Source organism: Trinickia camelliae, assembly GCF_053525655.1.
This window is the reverse complement of the sequence record NZ_JBCHAA010000018.1, coordinates 21,413-38,633: the sequence shown is the minus strand read 5'-3', so window position 1 is coordinate 38,633 and position 17,221 is coordinate 21,413. Positions and strand designations below refer to the sequence as shown.

Here is a 17,221-nt window from a genome sequence, read left to right as displayed (position 1 = left end):
AGGATACCTAACGTGGAACCGAAACTTCAACAGCTTCTGGACGAGGCGGACATTCGCCGTGTCCATATCCGCTACTGCCGGGGCGTCGATCGCATGGACTGGGATCTGATCCGTTCGTGCTATCACCCGGACGCGATCGACCGGCACGGGGCCTATGAGGGCGGCGTGGAGGGTTTCATCAAGTGGGCCGCCGAGTTGCTGCCGGACTTCGAATGCACGCAGCATTTCACCGGCAACCAATACGTCAAGGTCGATGGGGACGTGGCTTACGCGGAGCACTACGCGCAGGCGATCCACCGGACCAAACCCAAGGGCGACACGCCGGCCATGGACTGGATTGCGTTCGTCCGATACGTTGACCGCATGGAGCGGCGCAATGGCGAATGGCGCATTGCCGACCGGATGGTGGTGCTCGATTCGCAGCGCTCCGATCCGGTTCCCGGCGATTCGGCGCCGCTCGCGGATTTCCACATCGGAAGGCGCGACAAGGATGATCCGTCGTACAAGTACGGGCTCGTGTGAAGAGGGCGCCCTGCCGTTGCAGGCTCGCACGGCGGGGCGTTCGCATGCGGGTTATTTAATGGTTTCGAGGAAGCAATGGAAAAACCTATTCGAGTGGGTATCGTTGGCTTGAGCACGGAGCGCGGCTGGGGCACGACGGCCCACATTCCCGCCTTGCGCGCCTTATCCGATGTGCTGGAAATCACCGGCGTCGCAAACACGAGTCTCGCCAGCTCAAAGGCTGCAGCAGCAGCCTTTGATATTCCGCACGCGTTCGAGAACGTGGCGGCGCTCGTGGCCTCCCCGGATATCGACGTCGTAGTCGTCACGGTCAAGGTCCCGCATCACCGGGAAGTCGTCACGGCGGCGTTGGAGGCGGGCAAGCGCGTCTACTGCGAATGGCCGCTCGGCAATGGCCTGGCGGAAGCGGTCGAGCTTGCGCGGCTCGCCGACAAGAAGAAGGCGCTGGCGGTGGTGGGCACGCAGGCTGTCGTTTCGCCCGAGGTCGAATTCGTGCGCAAGCTCGTCGCCGACGGTTACGTTGGAGAGGTGATGTCGTCGACCTACCTTGGCTGCGGATTCACGTGGGGCGACGAAGTCACGCGCGGCGACTCGTACGCCATGGATTCGCGCAACGGCGCCACCATGCTGTCGATCATTGGCGGACATGCCATTGCCGCCGTGCAAAGCGTGCTTGGCCCGATCGGCGAGGTCGGTGCGGTCCTGTCGCAGCGCCGGAAAACGGTGCGTGTCGTCGAGACGGGTGACACCATCCCGATGCAGACGCCCGATCACGTGATGATCAACGCTGTCCTGCAGTCGGGCGCGCCGTTGTCGATGGAGCTTCGCGGCGGCCTTCCGCGCGGCACACGGCTGCTGTGGGAAATCAACGGCACCGAGGGGGACCTCCGCATCACGGCGGCGAACGAGCACGTGCCCGTGATCAACATCTCGCCATTGCGTGTCGAAGGCGCTCGGAAGGGGGAGGAGGGGTATCGCGAACTCGAGATCCCGCAGTCGTACTACTTCGGTCTCGAGGATGGGCTCGCAGCTCGCAACGTCGCTGGGATTTATCGGCGGATGGTCGAGGACTTGCTCAATGGAACCGGCAAGGCTCCGGATTTTGATGACGCGGTGGCGCTTCACAAGGTTGTCGACGCGATCGAACAGTCGGACCGGACGGGCAAGCGGGTGCGAGTGGGTTGAGTGCGTCGCGCGCCCAGCGTTGCAGATAAGCATGCTGGGCGCTTGCTCCTCGACACGGCGCGCAGCTAGAACCCGACCTTCCCAATCGACGCGCCGCCATCCACATACAGCGTCTGCCCCGTCATAAACGCGGCGTCGTCCGAGAGCAGGAAAGCCACCGTAGCCGCAATTTCCTCGGGCTTGCCGAATCGCCCCATCGGCACGGCGGACAGGTAGCGCTGCTCGCCCTCGCTGCCCGGCGCGTTGTTCGCGCGGAACAGTTCGGTCTCAGTCGGCCCCGGCGCCACGGCGTTGACCGTGATCCCCGTGCTCGCCAGTTCCAGGGCCCACGAACGCGCGAAGCTGACGAGGGCCGCCTTGGCCGCCGCATACGCCGTGCGATGGGTGATGCCGAGAACCGTCAAGCTGGAGATGTTGACGATGCGGCCCCAGCCCCTTGCGCGCATGCCAGGCAACAACGCCTGCACGGTCTGGACGGCGGGATGCAGATTGACCGCCAGTACCTCGTCGAGTGTGCTCAGGTCGACCTCGCCGATCAGCTGAGGCTTGACGAGACCGACGTTGTTGACCACGCCGTCGAAGTTGTAGCGCTGCGTCAATTCGGCGAGGACCGCGTCGGTCGCCGCGCGATCGGCTAGATCGACGGTGACGAGTTCGCCGGGGTACGGCGCGCTCTGGCGTGCGAGGCCGACTACGCGATGGCCCGCGCCGACGAGCCGCTCGCTCAACGCGAGGCCAATCCCCTTCGTCGCGCCGGTAATCAGGAAACTGCGTTGAGTCATGTAAGGCTCCAGGCAAGCGTTAGACGGCGGCGGATGTAGCGGTCACGTCCGTGGGCTTCGTCCACTCGTTGCCCTTCATGAAGGCGTCGTACGGTGTGTGAACGATGTGATTCGTGTAGTTGCTCATGACCTTGGTCGCGACGCCGAGAACGACTTCGAGCACATTGCGGCGCGTGTAGCCGGCGGCGAGGAATGCCTCCACGTCCGCGTCCGGCACGAAGCCCCGCTCGCGCACGACGATCGTCGCGAAGCGATGCAGCGCCTCCAGTTTCGCGTCGGGCAGCGGGGTGCCGGCGCGCAGCGCGGCGATCACGGCCGGGTCCATCTTGATCATCTTCGCGAGCGTGCTGTGGCCCGCCATGCAGTAGTGGCAGTCGTTCTCGAAGTTCGACGTCAGGTAGACGACCTGCTGCTCGTGCGGCGTGAGCGAGCTTTTCGCAAAGAGATCCCACAGCGCCGTGTAGCCGGCGAGCAGCTCGGGCGACTCGGCCATATGCGCCTGCAGGTTGGGGACAAAGCCGAAAGCACGCTTCGCTTCTTCAAGGGTGGACTTCGATGCGGCGGGGGCGGATTCGATCGTGTAGGACGGGAAGGTGGTCATCTTCTGCTCCGGGTGGGTTGACGGTGAGCAGATGATGCGACGCGCGACGCCCGCGAAGAAGGCAGGCACGACTGATAACAGTCATTCCCCGGCGGAATGGATCGCAAAGAACGCTCGTCAATCTGGCGCTATCGGCCATTCAGCGGTATTTGGCTGACTTTAGCGAAAACGCTATGGGACCAAGGTCCGATTGTCTGATCGGAACCCAACTATCACGATTCATGTTAGCCCCGACCGAAGTCGAGGTAGAGACGCGTTCCATACCGTGACTGCGATATTTCCAATGGAGTTCGTATCATGATCAGGTACATTCGGCTCGTTCTCGCGATTCCGGTCTGTCTGTTTGTCCTGGCCTGCTCGACGAACCCGACCGTTGCCAATGGCGGAGACCCTGAGCTAGTGGCGAAAGCGCAAGCGGCGCTGCAACAACTGTACGACAGCACGCCAAAGGCAAAAGAACTCCAAGCTCAGGCGAAAGGGATCGTCGTGTTTCCCGACATCGTCAAGGCCGGGTTGATCGTCGGCGCGCAAGGCGGAAAAGGGGTGATGTTTGATCCAAGCGGGAAAGTGGTCGGGTACTATCGGGCCCGCGCCGTTTCCTACGGCCTGCAGGCGGGTGCCCAATCGTTCTCGGAGGCCTTGTTTCTCATGACCGACGAGGCGATTACGACGCTCACGAGCGGCACCGGATTGTCGGTCGGCGTGGGGCCGAGCGTCGTGGTGGTGGATGCGGGGATGGCCAAATCGATGACCACGACCACGTTGAAATCCGATGTCTATTCGTTCATTTTCGGCCAATCGGGCCTGATGGCCGGCCTTGGCATGCAAGGACAGAGGATCGTCAAGTTTGACGACGACGATAAGCAGTGACGTGTGTTTTCTTGACCTCCCCTATGCGCTTAGCTACAACGTTGGATATCACTGTTCCAGCGCTTCGAGGAGGCTCGCATGGAAGACCCGTTCCACCGTCCGACTTTCGGTTCCTGTGTGTTTTATCAAGACCCGTTCGCCGCGCTCGATTGGCTCGAAAAAGCGTTCGGCTTCGAGCGGACGCTCGTCGTCGTCGATGACGACGGCCGGCTCGGCCACTCGGAGATGCGTTTCGGCGACGGCTACATCATGGTTTGCACGGAAGGCTGGGGCGCGTCGGCAAGCCCGGCATCGCTCGACGGCCGCAACTCGCAAACGGTGCATGTGCAGCTGAAAGAGGGTATCGACGCACACTGTGCGCGAGCCCGCGCAGCGGGCGCCGTCATCACGCGCGAACCGGAGGATCAGTTCTATGGCGACCGCGTCTATGCCGCGCGCGATCCGGAAGGACACGTCTGGAGTTTCGGGCAAACAGTTCGCATCGTGTCGCGTGAGGAGGCCGAGCAGGCCGGGGGGCGTGAAGATCGAAGGGTGGGCGTAGCGCGAATAAAAAACGCGCCGGCCGACATGCCTGTCGGCCGGCGCGTTGCGCTTTTAAGCTACGCGACTAAGCAGTTACGCCGCTTCGAGCGCCGGGTAATCGGTGTAACCCACTTCGCCTTCCGCATAGAACGTCGCAGGATTCGGCTCGTTGAGCGGCGCGTCGATTTCGAAGCGCTTCGGCAGATCCGGATTCGCGATGAACAGCTTGCCCCATGCGATGGCGTCGGCTTCGCCCGAATCGAGCGCTTCTTGCGCCGTGTCCTTCGTGAACTTTTCGTTGGCGATATAGACGCCGCCGAATTCGGCCTTCAGCAAATGACCGATGCGGTCGTCGCCGAGCGCTTCGCGTGCGCAGATGAACGCGATCTTGCGCTTGCCGAGTTCGCGTGCGAGATAGCCGAACGTCGCGACCGGATTGGAATCGCCCATCGTGTGCGCGTCGCCGCGCGGCGCGAGGTGCACGCCGACGCGGTTGGCGCCCCATACGCCGATGCAGGCGTCGGTGATCTCGAGGATCAGGCGCGCGCGGTTCTCGATCGAGCCGCCCCATTCGTCGGTGCGCAGGTTGGTGCTGTCCTGCAGGAACTGATCGAGCAGATAGCCGTTCGCGGCGTGAATTTCGACGCCGTCGAAACCGGCGGCCTTCGCGTTTTCAGCGCCACGGTGGAACGCTTCGATGATGCCGGGGATTTCCGAGGCTTCGAGCGCGCGCGGCGTCACATACTCGCGTTGCGGACGCACGAGGCTCACGTGGCCTTGCGGCGCGATGGCGCTCGGTGCGACGGGCAGGTCGCCGTTCAGGAAGACCGGATCCGATACGCGGCCCACGTGCCACAACTGCAGAAAGATCTTGCCGCCCTTCGCATGGACGGCGTTCGTCACGAGCTTCCAGCCTTCGACTTGCTCTTGCGACCAGATGCCCGGCGTCGCGGCGTAGCCGACGCCTTGCGGCGTGACCGCGGTCGCTTCGCTCAGGATCAGCCCGGCGCTCGCGCGCTCCTCGTAGTACTGCGCCATCAGCGCGTTGGGCACGCGCACGTCGCCGGCGCGCTGGCGCGTCAGCGGCGCCATGATGATGCGGTTCGCCAAGGTCAGGTCGCCCACGCGGAGCGGATCGAATAGTGTCGGCATAGCAATTCACCTCTTCGGCGGGCACGCGCCCGCGCTTCTCGGTTCAAACGTTGACGATTGGAGACGCTGCACCGCGAACTACAGCTCCGTGTGCAGCGTATCGAGGAATGCCTGAATGACGGCTTCGTTGCGCTTGAAGAACGCCCACTGGCCGACGCGCGTCGAGCTGACGAGCCCCGCGTTTTGCAGCACGGCGAGGTGCGCCGAAACGGTCGATTGAGAGAGACCGCAGTGCGCGTTGATCGCGCCCGCGCACACACCGTTCTCGAGCGACAGCACCTGCTCCGGAAAGCAAGTGGCCGGATCTTTCAGCGACGTGAGGATTTCCCGCCGCACGGGGTTGGCAAGGGCCTTGTGGATTGCGTCGATGTCGATCGTCGTCATGGTTCAGGCATGGTTTCGCTAACCAGCGCAAACGGCGTTCACCGCCAAGGCGGCGTCGGCCATCTAAATCGCTGTTGCTAGAATCATATATCGGATTTTGACGATATGTGAAATGGCACTACCCGATATGGGGTTGTTCGATTTTTTCTGGGGAAGATTCTCGGCGCGGGAATTCGCTTTAGTAGCCGCTCTGCGCGGACGCGTCCGGGTTTTGGGTCCCGGTTGGCTTCCGAGCGAAGTGTTGGGCCAGACCCGTCGCTGCCTGGACGAGCAGTGTCGTATCGACGCCCACTGCCACGAACAATGCGCCAGCCTCGAGATAGGTCTGTGCGATTTCGCGATTGGCCATCAGCACACCCGCGGCTTTTCCCGCGGCTCGGACCTTACGGATGCCATCGAGGATCGCGCTTTGCACCTCTGGATGATTCGCTTGCCCGCGATAACCCATCGATGCCGATAGGTCGGCTGGCCCGAAGAACACACCGTCCACACCGTCGACTGCAGCAATGGCTTCCAGGTTTTGCAGCGCTATGGTGCTTTCAGCCTGGACGAGCAAACACATTGCGTCGTTTGCTCGATTCACGTAGTCATCAACCTTGTTCCAACGCGACGCCCGAGCGAGCGCTGCGCCCATTCCTCGGATGCCGTCCGGCGCATAGCGCATCGCGCGCACGATCTGTTCGGCTTGTTGGGGCGTGTCCACCATCGGCACGAGCAGCGTCTGCGCGCCGATGTCCAGATACTGCTTGATCAGCGCGGCGTCGCCTTGAACGGGACGCACGACGGGATGCACGGGGTAGGGTGCGACGGCGCGCAACTGCGCAAGCACGGAACGCACGTCATTTGGGGCGTGCTCCCCATCGAAAAGAAGCCAGTCGAAGCCGCAGAGCGCCAGCATTTCGGCCGCGTTGCTATCGGCGAGGCCGACCCACAAGCCGATCTGCGGCTGGCCCGCTTGCAGGGCGTTGCGGAAGGTATTGGTCGGAATCTGCATGTCGGTCGAATCTTCAGACGAAGCGAAACGCGATAGAACCCAGGGGACCGTAGTCGACGTGAAACGCATCGCCGGCAGTAGCCGTGGTCGGCCGTGTGAACGAACCGGCGAGCACGATGTCGCCGGCGTTGAGAGCCTCGTCGTAGGGTGCGATCTTGTTTGCGAGCCACGCGACGCCCGTGGCGGGATGATTCAACACGGCCGCTGCCAGTCCCGTCTCCTCGATCACGCCGTTCTTGTACAGCATCGCACCGGCCCAGCGCAGGTCGACGTTCATCGGTTTCACGGGGCGGCCGCCAAGAACGATTCCGGCGTTGGCGGCGAAATCGCTGATCGTGTCGAATACCTTGCGCATTTCGCGTGTGTCGCGGTCGAACTGCTCGATGCGGGCGTCGATGATTTCGATGGCCGGTACCACATAGCCGGTGGCCGACAGGACGTCGAAGAGCGTCACACCCGGCCCCTTGAGCGGCTTGTCGAGCACGAACGCGAGTTCCACTTCGACGCGCGGTGCGATGAAGCGGCTAGCCGGGATGTCGCCGGCCTCGAAGAACATGTCGTCCATCAGCGGCGCATAGTCGGGCTCGGTAATCTGGCTCGCCTGTTGCATCGCGCGCGACGTGAGACCGATCTTGCGCCCCTTGACCGTACGGCCGTCCGCGAGTTCGAGCTTCACCCATTCGCGTTGGATCGCATAGCCATCCTCGATCGTCATTTCTGGAAACTGCTTCGAAAAATGACGCAGTTGCTGGCGCGTCTTACGCGCGTCATAGAGCTGGCGCGCCAGCGACGTGATCGTGTCTTTCGGCAGCATGTTTCAGCCTTGTTTGAATAGCGGGTGTAGCGAACTCGTCCGCGAGTTGAAGACTTCAGTGCCCTCGTCGATCTGCAATGTGATGCCGATATGGCGCGCAGCGAGAAGCGGCGCCATGTGTCGCTTGACGCAAGCATCGAGTGCTTCGCCGACCGCCTTGTGAACGGCGGCGCTACGGCCGCGTGCAATGCGCAGGTTCAAATAGACGAACGCGTAGTCGCCGGTCCCGCCGGCGGCTCGCCCCGCTGCGCCACCATCGGCGATCGCGTAGTGGGCGGCCGGATAGGCGAGTACGCGTACACCTCCCGTTGGAAACACCGCGGCACCGGCTTCATCGCGTTGCGCGATCATCGTTTCCGCGAGTGCGGCACAGAGCGCCTGCATGTCGGTGCCGCCCTCGTCGGCCGCGCGGTCGAGATTCGGCGTGTAAAGGATGGTCAGATGTGGCATTGGGGGCCTCGGATGTTAGGTCGGAATAGTCACAGCCGTGGAAACGAGCGATATTGCTTCGCAGCGGATGCCTCCGGTGCCGGAATAGCCGCGCCTGTTTGCGGTGTGACTGGAAACACGGCGTTGATTTGGCCCGTTCCCGACGCGCCGAAGTACGGTGTCAGGACTTCCGCGCAACCATCATAGTCGGACCATCCGAGTGCGCCGAGCATCATCGCGGTATCGTGCATGAAGCCTTCTCCATGACCCTTCGATGCATATTCGGGCAGCATTTCGCAGAACGGCTTCCAGTCGCCGCGCTCCCACATCGCGATGACCTGCCGGTCGAGCGTCTCGAGAAGCGGGCTCCAGATTCGGTGCGCGTATTCCGGGGCGAGGCCGTTTTGCGCAAAGCGGTGACTCAGGCTGCCGCTGGCCAGGAGCGCAACTTTGCCATCGTAATGTTCCTCGACCGCACGGCGCATCGCCCAGCCAAGGCGCGCGCTGTCGTTCAGGTAGTGCGCCATGCAAAGGGCCGACACCGAGACCACCTTGAAGTGCTGGTCGGCGTTCATGTAGCGCAGCGGGACAAGGGTTCCGTATTCGGGTGCCAGCGTAGTCGAATCGTGTGCGAGCGTCTCGACGCCTTGCTCCGTGCAGGCTTGTGCGAGGAGCCGCCCAAGCACTGGGTTGCCGGGCGCCTCGAACGGCATGTTGCTGATGAAGTGAGGGAGTTCGTTGCTGGTATAGAGTCCGCTGAAGTGCGGCGCACAGTTGATGTGGTAGTTGGCGTTGACAAGCCAGTGCGTGTCGAATACGACGAGCGTATCAACGCCAAGCTCGCGGCAGCGCCGCGCAATTTCGCGGTGGCCATCGATCGCATCTTGCCGCGTGCCCTTGCGCGGGCCGTCGAATTCGGACAGGTACATCGATGGAACGTGCGTGATTTTCGCAACGAGGGCGAGTTCACCCATGATTGTCTCCTCAGCGGACGCGTGCGCTGACGGCCGGAGCCGTCAAGCGCGGCCCCATTGCGGGATGTGATGTGAGCCGAGCGACAGGCAAACGTTCTTCGGCTCGAGAAACACTTCGTAGCTCCACGTGCCGCCTTCTCGACCTACGCCAGATGCCTTCGTGCCGCCAAAGGGTTGGCGCAGGTCGCGCACGTTCTGGCTGTTGACGAAACACATTCCAGCCTCGATCGCGGCGGCGACGCGATGCGCGCGGCCGGTGCTCTCGGTCCAGACGTAGCTCGACAGGCCGTATGCGATGTCGTTCGCGATTCGGATTGCATCGGCTTCATCGTCGAACGGGATCAGGCATGCGACCGGCCCGAAAATCTCTTCCTGCGCGATCCGCATCCGGTTATCGACGTCGACGAACACGGTCGGCGCGACATAGTTGCCTTTCTGCAGCGACGCGGGAAGATCGAGCGCATCCAGGCCGCCGCATGCGAGCGTGGCGCCTTCCTTGGGACCGAGCTCGATGTAGCTGCGTACCTTCGAAAGATGGCCTTGGCTGATCATCGGGCCCATGATCGTATCGTCGGCGAGCGGGTCGCCAACCTTGATTCGCTTCGCTCGCTCGACGAAGCGCTCCGCGAAGCGCGCGTAGATCGACTTCTGCACGAGAATTCGTGAGCCCGCGGTGCAGCGTTCGCCGTTGTTCGAGAAGATCATGAACACAGCCGCGTCGAGCGCACGCTCAAGGTCGGCATCCTCGAAAATCACGAACGGCGACTTCCCGCCAAGCTCCATCGAGAATTTCTTCAGGCCCGCTGCTTGCACGATCCTGTTGCCGGTCGCCGTCGAGCCGGTGAACGACACGGCGCGTACGTCCCGGTGTGCGACGAGTGGCTCGCCGGTGTCTTTTCCGAAGCCATGGACGACGTTCAATACGCCTGCGGGAATCCCGGCTTCAAGGGCGAGCTCGCCCAGGCGTGCGGCGGTCAGCGGCGACAGCTCGCTCATTTTCAGCACAGCGGTGTTGCCGAATGCGAGGCAGGGCGCGACCTTCCAGGTGGCCGTCATGAACGGCACATTCCACGGCGAAATCAGCGCGCACACGCCGACGGGATGAAAGAGGGTGTAGTTGAGATGCGTGTCGGTCGGATACGTATGACCATCGACGTGCGCACAAACTTCGGCGAAATAGTGGAAGTTATCGGCCGCGCGCGGCACGAGTTGCTTGCGCGTTTGCGATATTGTCTGGCCCGTGTCGTTGGTTTCGGTTTCCGATAGTTCGGGCACGTGCTTCGTGATCAGCTCGCCGAGGTTGCGGATCAGTTTCGCGCGCTCCTTTGGCGATTTCGCTGCCCACGCCGGGAATGCCTCCTTCGCGGCCGCGACCGCGGCATCGACGTCGTCGGCGTCGCCGCGCGCGACCTCTGCCAGTACTTGCTGGTTGGCCGGGTTCACGGTTTCGAAGTAATCGCGTCCGGCTCGCGGCTTACCGTTGATCAGATGCTCAATGCGCATGGCATGTCCTCTTTAGCTATCGTTCATTCCACGTCCGAACGCGGCGTCCGACGCGATTTCATTGACGAGACGACCAAGACCGTCGATTTCGCAAACCACCTCGTCGCCGACATCGACATTCACCGTTCCTTCCGGTGTGCCGGTCAGGATGACGTCGCCGGGCGCGAGCGTCATGAAGCCGCTCAAGTATTCGATTAGCGCGGGCACATCGGTGATGAGATCGCGGGTGTTCCCGCGTTGCCGTAGCGTACCGTTCACGTAGGTGCGCAGCTCGAGGTTCGATACGTCGCTAACGTCTTGCGCATCAACGAACCATGGCCCGACGACGGTGCCGCCGTCGCGATTCTTCACGCGCAGGTTCGGGCGGTAGTAGTTCTCGAGGTAGTCGCGGATCGCGTAGTCGTTTGCGATCATGTAGCCGGCAACGTACTCCATCGCTTCTTCGCGCGAGACCTTTTGCGCCGTGCGGCCGATTACAACCGCCAACTCACATTCGTAGTGCATGAACGTGACGTCCGATGGCCGGCGGGTGACGCCGCGATGTCCAAGCACCGTGCCGGGTCCCTTCAGGAAGACGAGCGGCTCTTCTTGCTTCGAGAACTGCAGCTCTTTTGCGTGATCGGCGTAGTTGAGGCCGAGCGCGAAGATCGTGCCGACTTCGATCGGTGCGAGCCATACCACTTCGTCTTCTTGACAAACCCGGCCGTCAGCGAGCCGCACGCGATCGCCTTCTGGATAGGCCTCGTGAATCGCGCCTGCATAGGCGACGCGGCCGCGCTTCATTGTTGCTCTCCTTCCGGTTTGATCGCTTCGATCGCTTCAACGAACGATATGTGGAGCGGCGCAAATCCGCCGACCGTGACGATTGCCTCGTCCGCGCCGCGCGCGACGGGTGCCCCGTGTGGCACGCCGAGCGTGAGGACGTCTCCGGCGGATAGGGTCATGAAGTCGGTCACGTCCGCGATTAGGCGCGCGACGCCGCGCACCGACGTAGCGGTGTTTGCCTCGAATACGGTTTGCTCGTTGATCGATACGGCGATCGGAAGACGGTTGGGGTCCGCGACATGACGTTTCGCGACGAGCGTCGGGCCGATCACGCAAAAGCGATCGCGTGCGCGAAAGCGTACCGACGGTCGATAGACGCTGGCATGCGGGATACTTAGATCGGCGACGATCGCATATCCGGCGACGTAGTCGAGCGCGTTTTCGATCGACACGCGTGTCGCGGTTCGCCCAATCACGATGCCGAGCGACGCACCGACCTCGACGCCAGGAGCATCCCCCGGCACGGCGACGCGAGCGCGATGACCGGCGAGTGTATTGCGCGGCTTCAGATAGAGGACGGGTGCTTTCGGAGGAGCCTTGTACGGCGCTTCGTGCATCGCCTCGCCGAGCGCCTCGAGTGCGGCGCGGTCGTTGAGCAGGGTGCCGTAGACCGCGCCCGTCACCGGCGCGCGGCAGGCTAAACCGTGCGAGAGCGCCTCGCGGACAGCTTGCGCGCCGATGTCTCGCGCAAGTGGCTCGCCTTCGACGTGAAGGAGATGATCAGATAGAGCGAACATAAGTTGGGGGTTCGTCATCACAAACACTAACATGTTAGTAATAGTGCGGCTGATATGATTCGGCGTCAACAGTTTGTCGCGCCGTTGAGGGTTTCCCCGAGCACACTACTCCCGTTCCGCGCACCGTCTGCCATGTCCGAATCAGCTTCCGATCGCTTCCTTCACCGAAACTTGCCGATGCTGCTGTTGAGGGCTCGAGAAAAAATGATGGAGCGGTTTCGTCCGCTCATTACCGCGCGTGGGTTGACCGAGCAGCAGTGGCGCGTGATTCGCGCGCTCGACGAAAGCGGGCCGCTCGAGCCTCGACAGATTTCCGATCTTTGTACGATTTCGAGCCCGAGCATGGCGGGGGTGCTGACTCGGATGGAAGCAATGGACCTCATAACCAAGGAGCGTTTCGAGGACGATCAGCGGCGCGTGCGAGTGTCGTTGACCAAGCAGAGTGTCCACCTGGTTCGCGTCCTATCGAAGGATCTCGAGGCCGAATATCTGGCGCTCGAGCGCGAGGTGGGGCCGGACGTCGTCGAACGCGTCTATCAGGCGGTCGACGCGTTGCTCGTCGGCCTCGTGAGGGAAGATTAGAACGCTCAATTCGCCCTCCGAATTGACGCTCCATTGCGCTAAACCGGATTTATACCGATTGCCGGCCCGGCGCGGATATTGCACTTTCTCAGTCTTACAGCGGCCCTAGCGCTGTAAGCCTGCGTTTTCGCACAAAGCTGGTGCGTTTGCGTGCTTGTTGCTTAATCTCTCCGGCTTCGCGCGCCGATCTGGTGCGAGACGCCCGTTCACCGGTGACTCAGGATGGCGGTTCAGTTCACCCGCTTCAACGACGCTCAACTCCACGCTGATGCGCTTGCGGGTTGGAAGCAGTCTTACTATCAGATTACGCCGGGCCGCATCCAATGCTCGCTGTCGCAAGTCGCCGTCGAGCGCCTGCATGTTTTTCGCGAGGGCTTCACGCAGCGCGTCGCCCAATACGGTGCGGCGCCCGAGGGCGCCGTGAGTTTCGCCGTGCCTTTGCACGTGCCTGGCGAGGCGACGCTGCAAGGGCGCAAGTTCGAGCAGCACTCGCTGCATGCGCTCGCGAGCGGCGAGGACTTCGTGTTTCATGTCGCCGAAGGCATGGACACGATGATCCTGACGATCGATGCCGGCGAACTCGCCGAACTGCTCGAATGCATGCACTCGACGTGGTCGGCGCACAAGCACCGCGGCCGGCCGCTGTCGACCGATCCGCAGTGCTACGCGAGCGCGGTTCAGAGCCTGGCTGACGCGTTTTCCGCCGCGGCGCAAAACGAAGCGATGTTCTCGTCGCTGCATGCGCAGAAGATGTTTCGGCACACGATGCTGGGCATTCTGCTCGACGTGCTGACCGACGAAGATCCCAATCGCAAGACCGATCTGACCGATGCCGTGCGTTGCGACCTCGTGCGCCGAAGTCGCGAGATCGTCCTTGCCGGCAGTGCCGAGCCCGTCACGGTGCTCGATTTGTGCCGCATCCTGCGCGTGAGCCGCCGCACGCTGCAGAACAGCTTCCAGCAAGTTGCGAAGATGACGCCGCTCGGTTATCTGCGTGCGATCCGCCTCTCCGAGGTGCGCCGCGCGTTGATGAGCTCGCCGCGCGAGGCGCTGTCGATCGGCGACGCGGCGGCGCGCTTCGGCTTCTTTCACTTGAGCCATTTCACCGCCGACTACAAATCGCTGTTCGGCGAACTGCCCTCCGATACGCGCCGCTTCGACGGTTCGCGTCTGTCCACGTTCCATTGAGCGCCGCGGCGCTGCGCTTTCCTCTGCTGCCGATACGCCGGCGCGCGCATGCGCCGTGTGTTGCCGATTTTGGCTAACGGTGCCTTCTCGACGCTCCCTATATTGGCTTCGCTGCCGTCCCCGCTTGCCGGACCCAAGGACGGCGCCAAGCAAACGAGGAGCATATGGAAAGCCAAAACAATGGAGCGGTCGCGATAAGCGATGAAGTCGCCTCTTTCGCGGCGAGGGAGCACGGTCTCTTTATCAACGGCGGCTGGCGCGCGGGACACTCGTCCGCCCGGCTCGACGTGTTCAATCCGGCGACGGCCCGGCGGCTCGCGCAAGTGATCGATGCCGACGCCGCCGACATCGATGCTGCCGTCACGAGCGCCGCGCGCGCGTTCGAAAGCGGGGTATGGCGCAACCTGCGGCCCGCGGACCGCGAGCGCATTCTGCTGAAGCTGGCCGACGCGCTCGAAGCAAACGGCGAAACGTTTGCGCAGCTGGAGACGCTGAACCAGGGCAAATCGATCAACGTCGCGCGCGCGGTGGAGGTGGGCGCGACGGTCGAATACGTCCGCTACATGGCAGGCTGGGCGACCAAGATCACGGGCGAAACGATGGATGTGTCGATCCCGTTTCCGCCCGGCACGCGCTATACGGCGTACACGCGGCGCGAGCCGGTCGGCGTGGTCGCCGGCATCGTGCCGTGGAATTTCCCGCTGATGATCGCAGTCTGGAAGCTGATTCCGGCGCTCGCGAGCGGCTGCTCGATCGTGATCAAGCCGTCGCCCGAGACGCCGCTCACCGCGCTCTTGCTCGCGCAGATCGCGTGCGAAGCGGGTGTGCCGCCGGGCGTGTTCAATGTCGTGACGGGCGGCGCGGAGGCGGGCGATGCGCTCGTCAAGCATCCTCTCGTCAACAAGATCTCGTTCACCGGCTCCACACGCACGGGCAAGCTCGTCGGCACCGCGGCCGTGCAGAACATGACGCGCTTTTCGCTCGAACTCGGCGGCAAGAATCCGATCGTGATGCTGGCCGACGTCGATGTCGAGCAGGCGGTGCAGGGCGTGCTCGCCGGCGCGTTTTTCAACCAAGGGCAGGTGTGCGCTGCCGCATCGCGCCTGTACGTGCATCGCAGCCGCTATGCGCAGATCACGGAAGCTCTCGCCGCGGCGGCGGATTCGATGAAACTCGGGCCGGGTCTCGATCCCACTACGCAGATCAATCCGCTCGTATCGGCGAAGCATCGCGACGCCGTGGCGCGCCACATCGAGCGCGGCCGCGCCGACGGCGCGACGCTCTTGTGCGGCGGCGTCGCGCCGGAATTCGACGGCTTCTACGTGAAGCCGACCGTCATGACCGGCGTCGGCCAGGATAACGCCGTTGTCCGCGAAGAAATCTTCGGCCCCGTGCTCGCCGCCATTCCTTTCGACGACACCCGCGACGCGATCCGGATGGCGAACGACACGCCGTACGGTCTCACCGCGAGCCTCTGGACCAACGATCTGAAGGCCGCGCTCAACCTGATCCCCGAGATTCAGGCGGGTACCGTCTGGGTGAACTGCCATATCCCGCTCGATCCGAGCCTGCCGTTCGGCGGCTTCAAGCAATCGGGCATCGGCCGCGAGTTCGGCCGTCAGGCGATCGAGGGCTTCACCGAAGTGAAGTCGGTCTGCATCGCGCATTGACATTGAACGTGCGGCGGCGCTGCTGCGCTCTCGCGGTTTCATGGCGGCGCCGCCCGAGTCAAAAATGAAGGAGTGAACCATGAGTTATCGCGAATCCCGCTTCTGGCATCCGATGCTGCATCCAAACGAGATGAAGGCGCGCGAGCCGATCCGGATCATGCGCGGCGACGGCTGCTATGTGTTCGACGATCGCGGGCGCAAGCTCGTCGACGGCGTCGCCGGTCTGTGGAACGTGAACGTCGGCCATAACCGCCGGGAAGTGAAGGAAGCGATCGTCCGGCAGCTCGACGAACTCGAATACTTCCAGCTGTTCGACGGCATCTCGCATCCGCGTGCGGAGGAACTGTCGACGGTGATTGCGGGCCTTCTGGAGCCGGAGGGGATGCGGCGTGTGGTCTACAGCTCCGGCGGCTCGGATGCTGTCGAGACCGCGCTCAAGCTCGCGCGGCAATACTGGCGCGTGAAGGGGCAGCCGGACCGAACCAAGTTCATTTCGTTGAAGCAGGGCTACCACGGCACACACTTCGGCGGTGCATCGGTGAACGGCAACACGGTGTTTCGGCGCAACTATGAGCCCAACCTGCCTGGCTGTTTTCATGTCGAGACGCCGTGGCCGTACCGCAATCCATTCACGGAGGATCCTGAAGAACTCGGCCGCATTTGCGCCGAGTTGCTCGAACGCGAAATCGTGTTTCAAAGTCCCGATACGGTGGCCGCTTTCATCGCCGAGCCGATCCAGGGGGCGGGCGGCGTGATCGTGCCGCCTGCCAACTATTGGCCGCTCGTGCGCGAAGTGTGCGACAAGTACGGCGTGCTTCTGATCGCAGACGAGATCGTCACCGGCTTCGGCCGCTCAGGCGATATGTTCGGCAGCCGCGGTTGGGGTGTGAAGCCCGACATCATGTGTCTCGCGAAGGGTATTTCCTCGGGGTACGTGCCGCTTGGCGCCACAGTCGTCAATGCGCGCGTCGAGTCGGCGTTCGCCGAGAACGGCGATTTCTCCGGCGCGATCATGCATGGGTACACGTATGCGGGGCACCCGGTGGCATGCGCGGCCGCGCTTGCGAATCTGAAGATCGTCGTCGAAGAAGACTTGCCCGCGAATGCGAAGCGCCAGGGAGCCTATTTGCTCGAGCAATTGCAGGACTTTCCGGCGCGCTTTGAAGCGGTCGGCGAAGTGCGCGGCAAAGGTCTGATGGTTGCGCTCGATCTCGTCGCGGATCGAGCCACGCGCGAACCAATCGATCCGGCTTCGGGCTACGCCAACGCCGTTGCCGAAGTGGCGCGCCAAGCTGGCGTGATCGTGCGGCCGGTGGGCACCAAGATCATCCTGTCGCCGCCGCTCGTGATCGAGCGCGAGCAGATCGATGTGCTCGTCGATGCGCTCGCGGCCGGCTTCGAGAAGGTGCCTTTCGTACAGTAAGCGTCTCCGCCGTTTGCAGGACGGCGGATTCTTCATGCCCTCGCTGCTCCTTCCGGAGTCCGCG

Annotated in this window: 18 protein-coding genes and 1 pseudogene; 8 read left to right on the top strand and 11 right to left on the bottom strand. The window is 63.0% G+C overall.

The annotated features are described in order from the left end of the window. The first annotated feature begins 12 nt into the window (after positions 1–12). On the top strand, positions 13–522 hold the full coding sequence (locus tag AAHK20_RS26340) for a nuclear transport factor 2 family protein (protein ID WP_449184412.1): 510 nt from the start codon (positions 13–15) through the stop codon (positions 520–522). 75 nt (positions 523–597) lie between these two features. Next, complete coding sequence (locus AAHK20_RS26335; RefSeq protein ID WP_449184411.1) at positions 598–1,707, top strand: Gfo/Idh/MocA family protein; 1,110 nt, start codon at positions 598–600, stop codon at positions 1,705–1,707. Positions 1,708–1,772: 65 nt separating this feature from the next. Here AAHK20_RS26335 and AAHK20_RS26330 read toward each other — a convergent pair whose 3' ends face one another. Both AAHK20_RS26330 and AAHK20_RS26325 read right to left on the bottom strand, forming a co-directional pair. Continuing rightward, positions 1,773–2,489 (bottom strand): SDR family oxidoreductase, encoded by a 717-nt coding sequence (locus AAHK20_RS26330; protein WP_449184410.1) that lies wholly within the window; start codon positions 2,487–2,489, stop codon positions 1,773–1,775. Between the two features lie 19 nt (positions 2,490–2,508). Continuing rightward, a complete protein-coding gene (locus AAHK20_RS26325) occupies positions 2,509–3,090 on the bottom strand; it encodes a carboxymuconolactone decarboxylase family protein (protein WP_449184409.1) in 582 nt (193 codons plus the stop codon). Positions 3,091–3,489: 399 nt separating this feature from the next. On the opposite strand from AAHK20_RS26325, the gene AAHK20_RS26320 reads away from it, so the two are divergent. Beyond that, positions 3,490–3,960 (top strand): lipid-binding SYLF domain-containing protein, encoded by a 471-nt coding sequence (locus tag AAHK20_RS26320; protein ID WP_449184408.1) that lies wholly within the window; start codon positions 3,490–3,492, stop codon positions 3,958–3,960. 78 nt (positions 3,961–4,038) lie between these two features. Beyond that, a pseudogene (locus AAHK20_RS26315) lies at positions 4,039–4,501 on the top strand (VOC family protein). Between the two features lie 74 nt (positions 4,502–4,575). On the opposite strand, the gene AAHK20_RS26310 reads toward AAHK20_RS26315, so the two are convergent. From AAHK20_RS26310 to AAHK20_RS26270, 9 genes are all read right to left on the bottom strand, one after another. After that, positions 4,576–5,634 (bottom strand): alkene reductase, encoded by a 1,059-nt coding sequence (locus tag AAHK20_RS26310; RefSeq protein ID WP_449184407.1) that lies wholly within the window; start codon positions 5,632–5,634, stop codon positions 4,576–4,578. 78 nt (positions 5,635–5,712) lie between these two features. Next, on the bottom strand, positions 5,713–6,018 hold the full coding sequence (locus AAHK20_RS26305; RefSeq protein ID WP_449184406.1) for an ArsR/SmtB family transcription factor: 306 nt from the start codon (positions 6,016–6,018) through the stop codon (positions 5,713–5,715). Between the two features lie 178 nt (positions 6,019–6,196). Further along, the gene (gene hpaI, locus AAHK20_RS26300; RefSeq protein ID WP_449184405.1) at positions 6,197–7,012 is read right to left on the bottom strand and encodes a 4-hydroxy-2-oxoheptanedioate aldolase; all 816 of its coding nucleotides are present in this window, start codon (positions 7,010–7,012) and stop codon (positions 6,197–6,199) included. 13 nt (positions 7,013–7,025) lie between these two features. Further along, positions 7,026–7,826 (bottom strand): 2-oxo-hept-4-ene-1,7-dioate hydratase, encoded by an 801-nt coding sequence (gene hpaH / locus AAHK20_RS26295; RefSeq protein ID WP_449184404.1) that lies wholly within the window; start codon positions 7,824–7,826, stop codon positions 7,026–7,028. A 3-nt stretch (positions 7,827–7,829) separates the two neighbouring features. Continuing rightward, positions 7,830–8,276, bottom strand: a complete 447-nt coding sequence (locus tag AAHK20_RS26290; protein ID WP_449184403.1) for a 5-carboxymethyl-2-hydroxymuconate isomerase — start codon at positions 8,274–8,276, stop codon at positions 7,830–7,832. Between the two features lie 29 nt (positions 8,277–8,305). Further along, positions 8,306–9,229, bottom strand: coding sequence for a 3,4-dihydroxyphenylacetate 2,3-dioxygenase (gene hpaD, locus AAHK20_RS26285; protein ID WP_449184402.1), 924 nt, complete (start codon positions 9,227–9,229; stop codon positions 8,306–8,308). 42 nt (positions 9,230–9,271) lie between these two features. Further along, positions 9,272–10,732 (bottom strand): 5-carboxymethyl-2-hydroxymuconate semialdehyde dehydrogenase, encoded by a 1,461-nt coding sequence (gene hpaE, locus AAHK20_RS26280; protein WP_449184401.1) that lies wholly within the window; start codon positions 10,730–10,732, stop codon positions 9,272–9,274. Positions 10,733–10,744: 12 nt separating this feature from the next. Then, entirely contained in the window at positions 10,745–11,515 is a 771-nt protein-coding gene (locus AAHK20_RS26275; protein WP_449184400.1) for a fumarylacetoacetate hydrolase family protein, read from the bottom strand. Continuing rightward, positions 11,512–12,294 carry a fumarylacetoacetate hydrolase family protein gene (locus AAHK20_RS26270; protein WP_449184399.1) on the bottom strand — a complete coding sequence of 261 codons (783 nt, stop codon included), beginning with the start codon at positions 12,292–12,294 and terminating at the stop codon, positions 11,512–11,514. The genes AAHK20_RS26275 and AAHK20_RS26270 overlap by 4 nt, the downstream gene beginning before the upstream one ends. Positions 12,295–12,471: 177 nt before the next feature. On the opposite strand from AAHK20_RS26270, the gene hpaR reads away from it, so the two are divergent. The 4 genes from hpaR to AAHK20_RS26250 all read left to right on the top strand — a co-directional run bounded on the left by hpaR (position 12,472) and on the right by AAHK20_RS26250 (position 17,157). Beyond that, positions 12,472–12,876: a homoprotocatechuate degradation operon regulator HpaR gene (hpaR, locus tag AAHK20_RS26265; protein ID WP_449184542.1), complete on the top strand. Its 405-nt coding sequence runs from the start codon at positions 12,472–12,474 to the stop codon at positions 12,874–12,876. 222 nt (positions 12,877–13,098) lie between these two features. After that, positions 13,099–14,064, top strand: a complete 966-nt coding sequence (locus AAHK20_RS26260) for a helix-turn-helix domain-containing protein (RefSeq protein WP_449184398.1) — start codon at positions 13,099–13,101, stop codon at positions 14,062–14,064. Positions 14,065–14,228: 164 nt separating this feature from the next. Next, positions 14,229–15,734, top strand: coding sequence for an aldehyde dehydrogenase family protein (locus AAHK20_RS26255; protein ID WP_449184397.1), 1,506 nt, complete (start codon positions 14,229–14,231; stop codon positions 15,732–15,734). Between the two features lie 79 nt (positions 15,735–15,813). Continuing rightward, positions 15,814–17,157 (top strand): aspartate aminotransferase family protein, encoded by a 1,344-nt coding sequence (locus tag AAHK20_RS26250; RefSeq protein WP_449184396.1) that lies wholly within the window; start codon positions 15,814–15,816, stop codon positions 17,155–17,157. Positions 17,158–17,221: the final 64 nt, after the last annotated feature.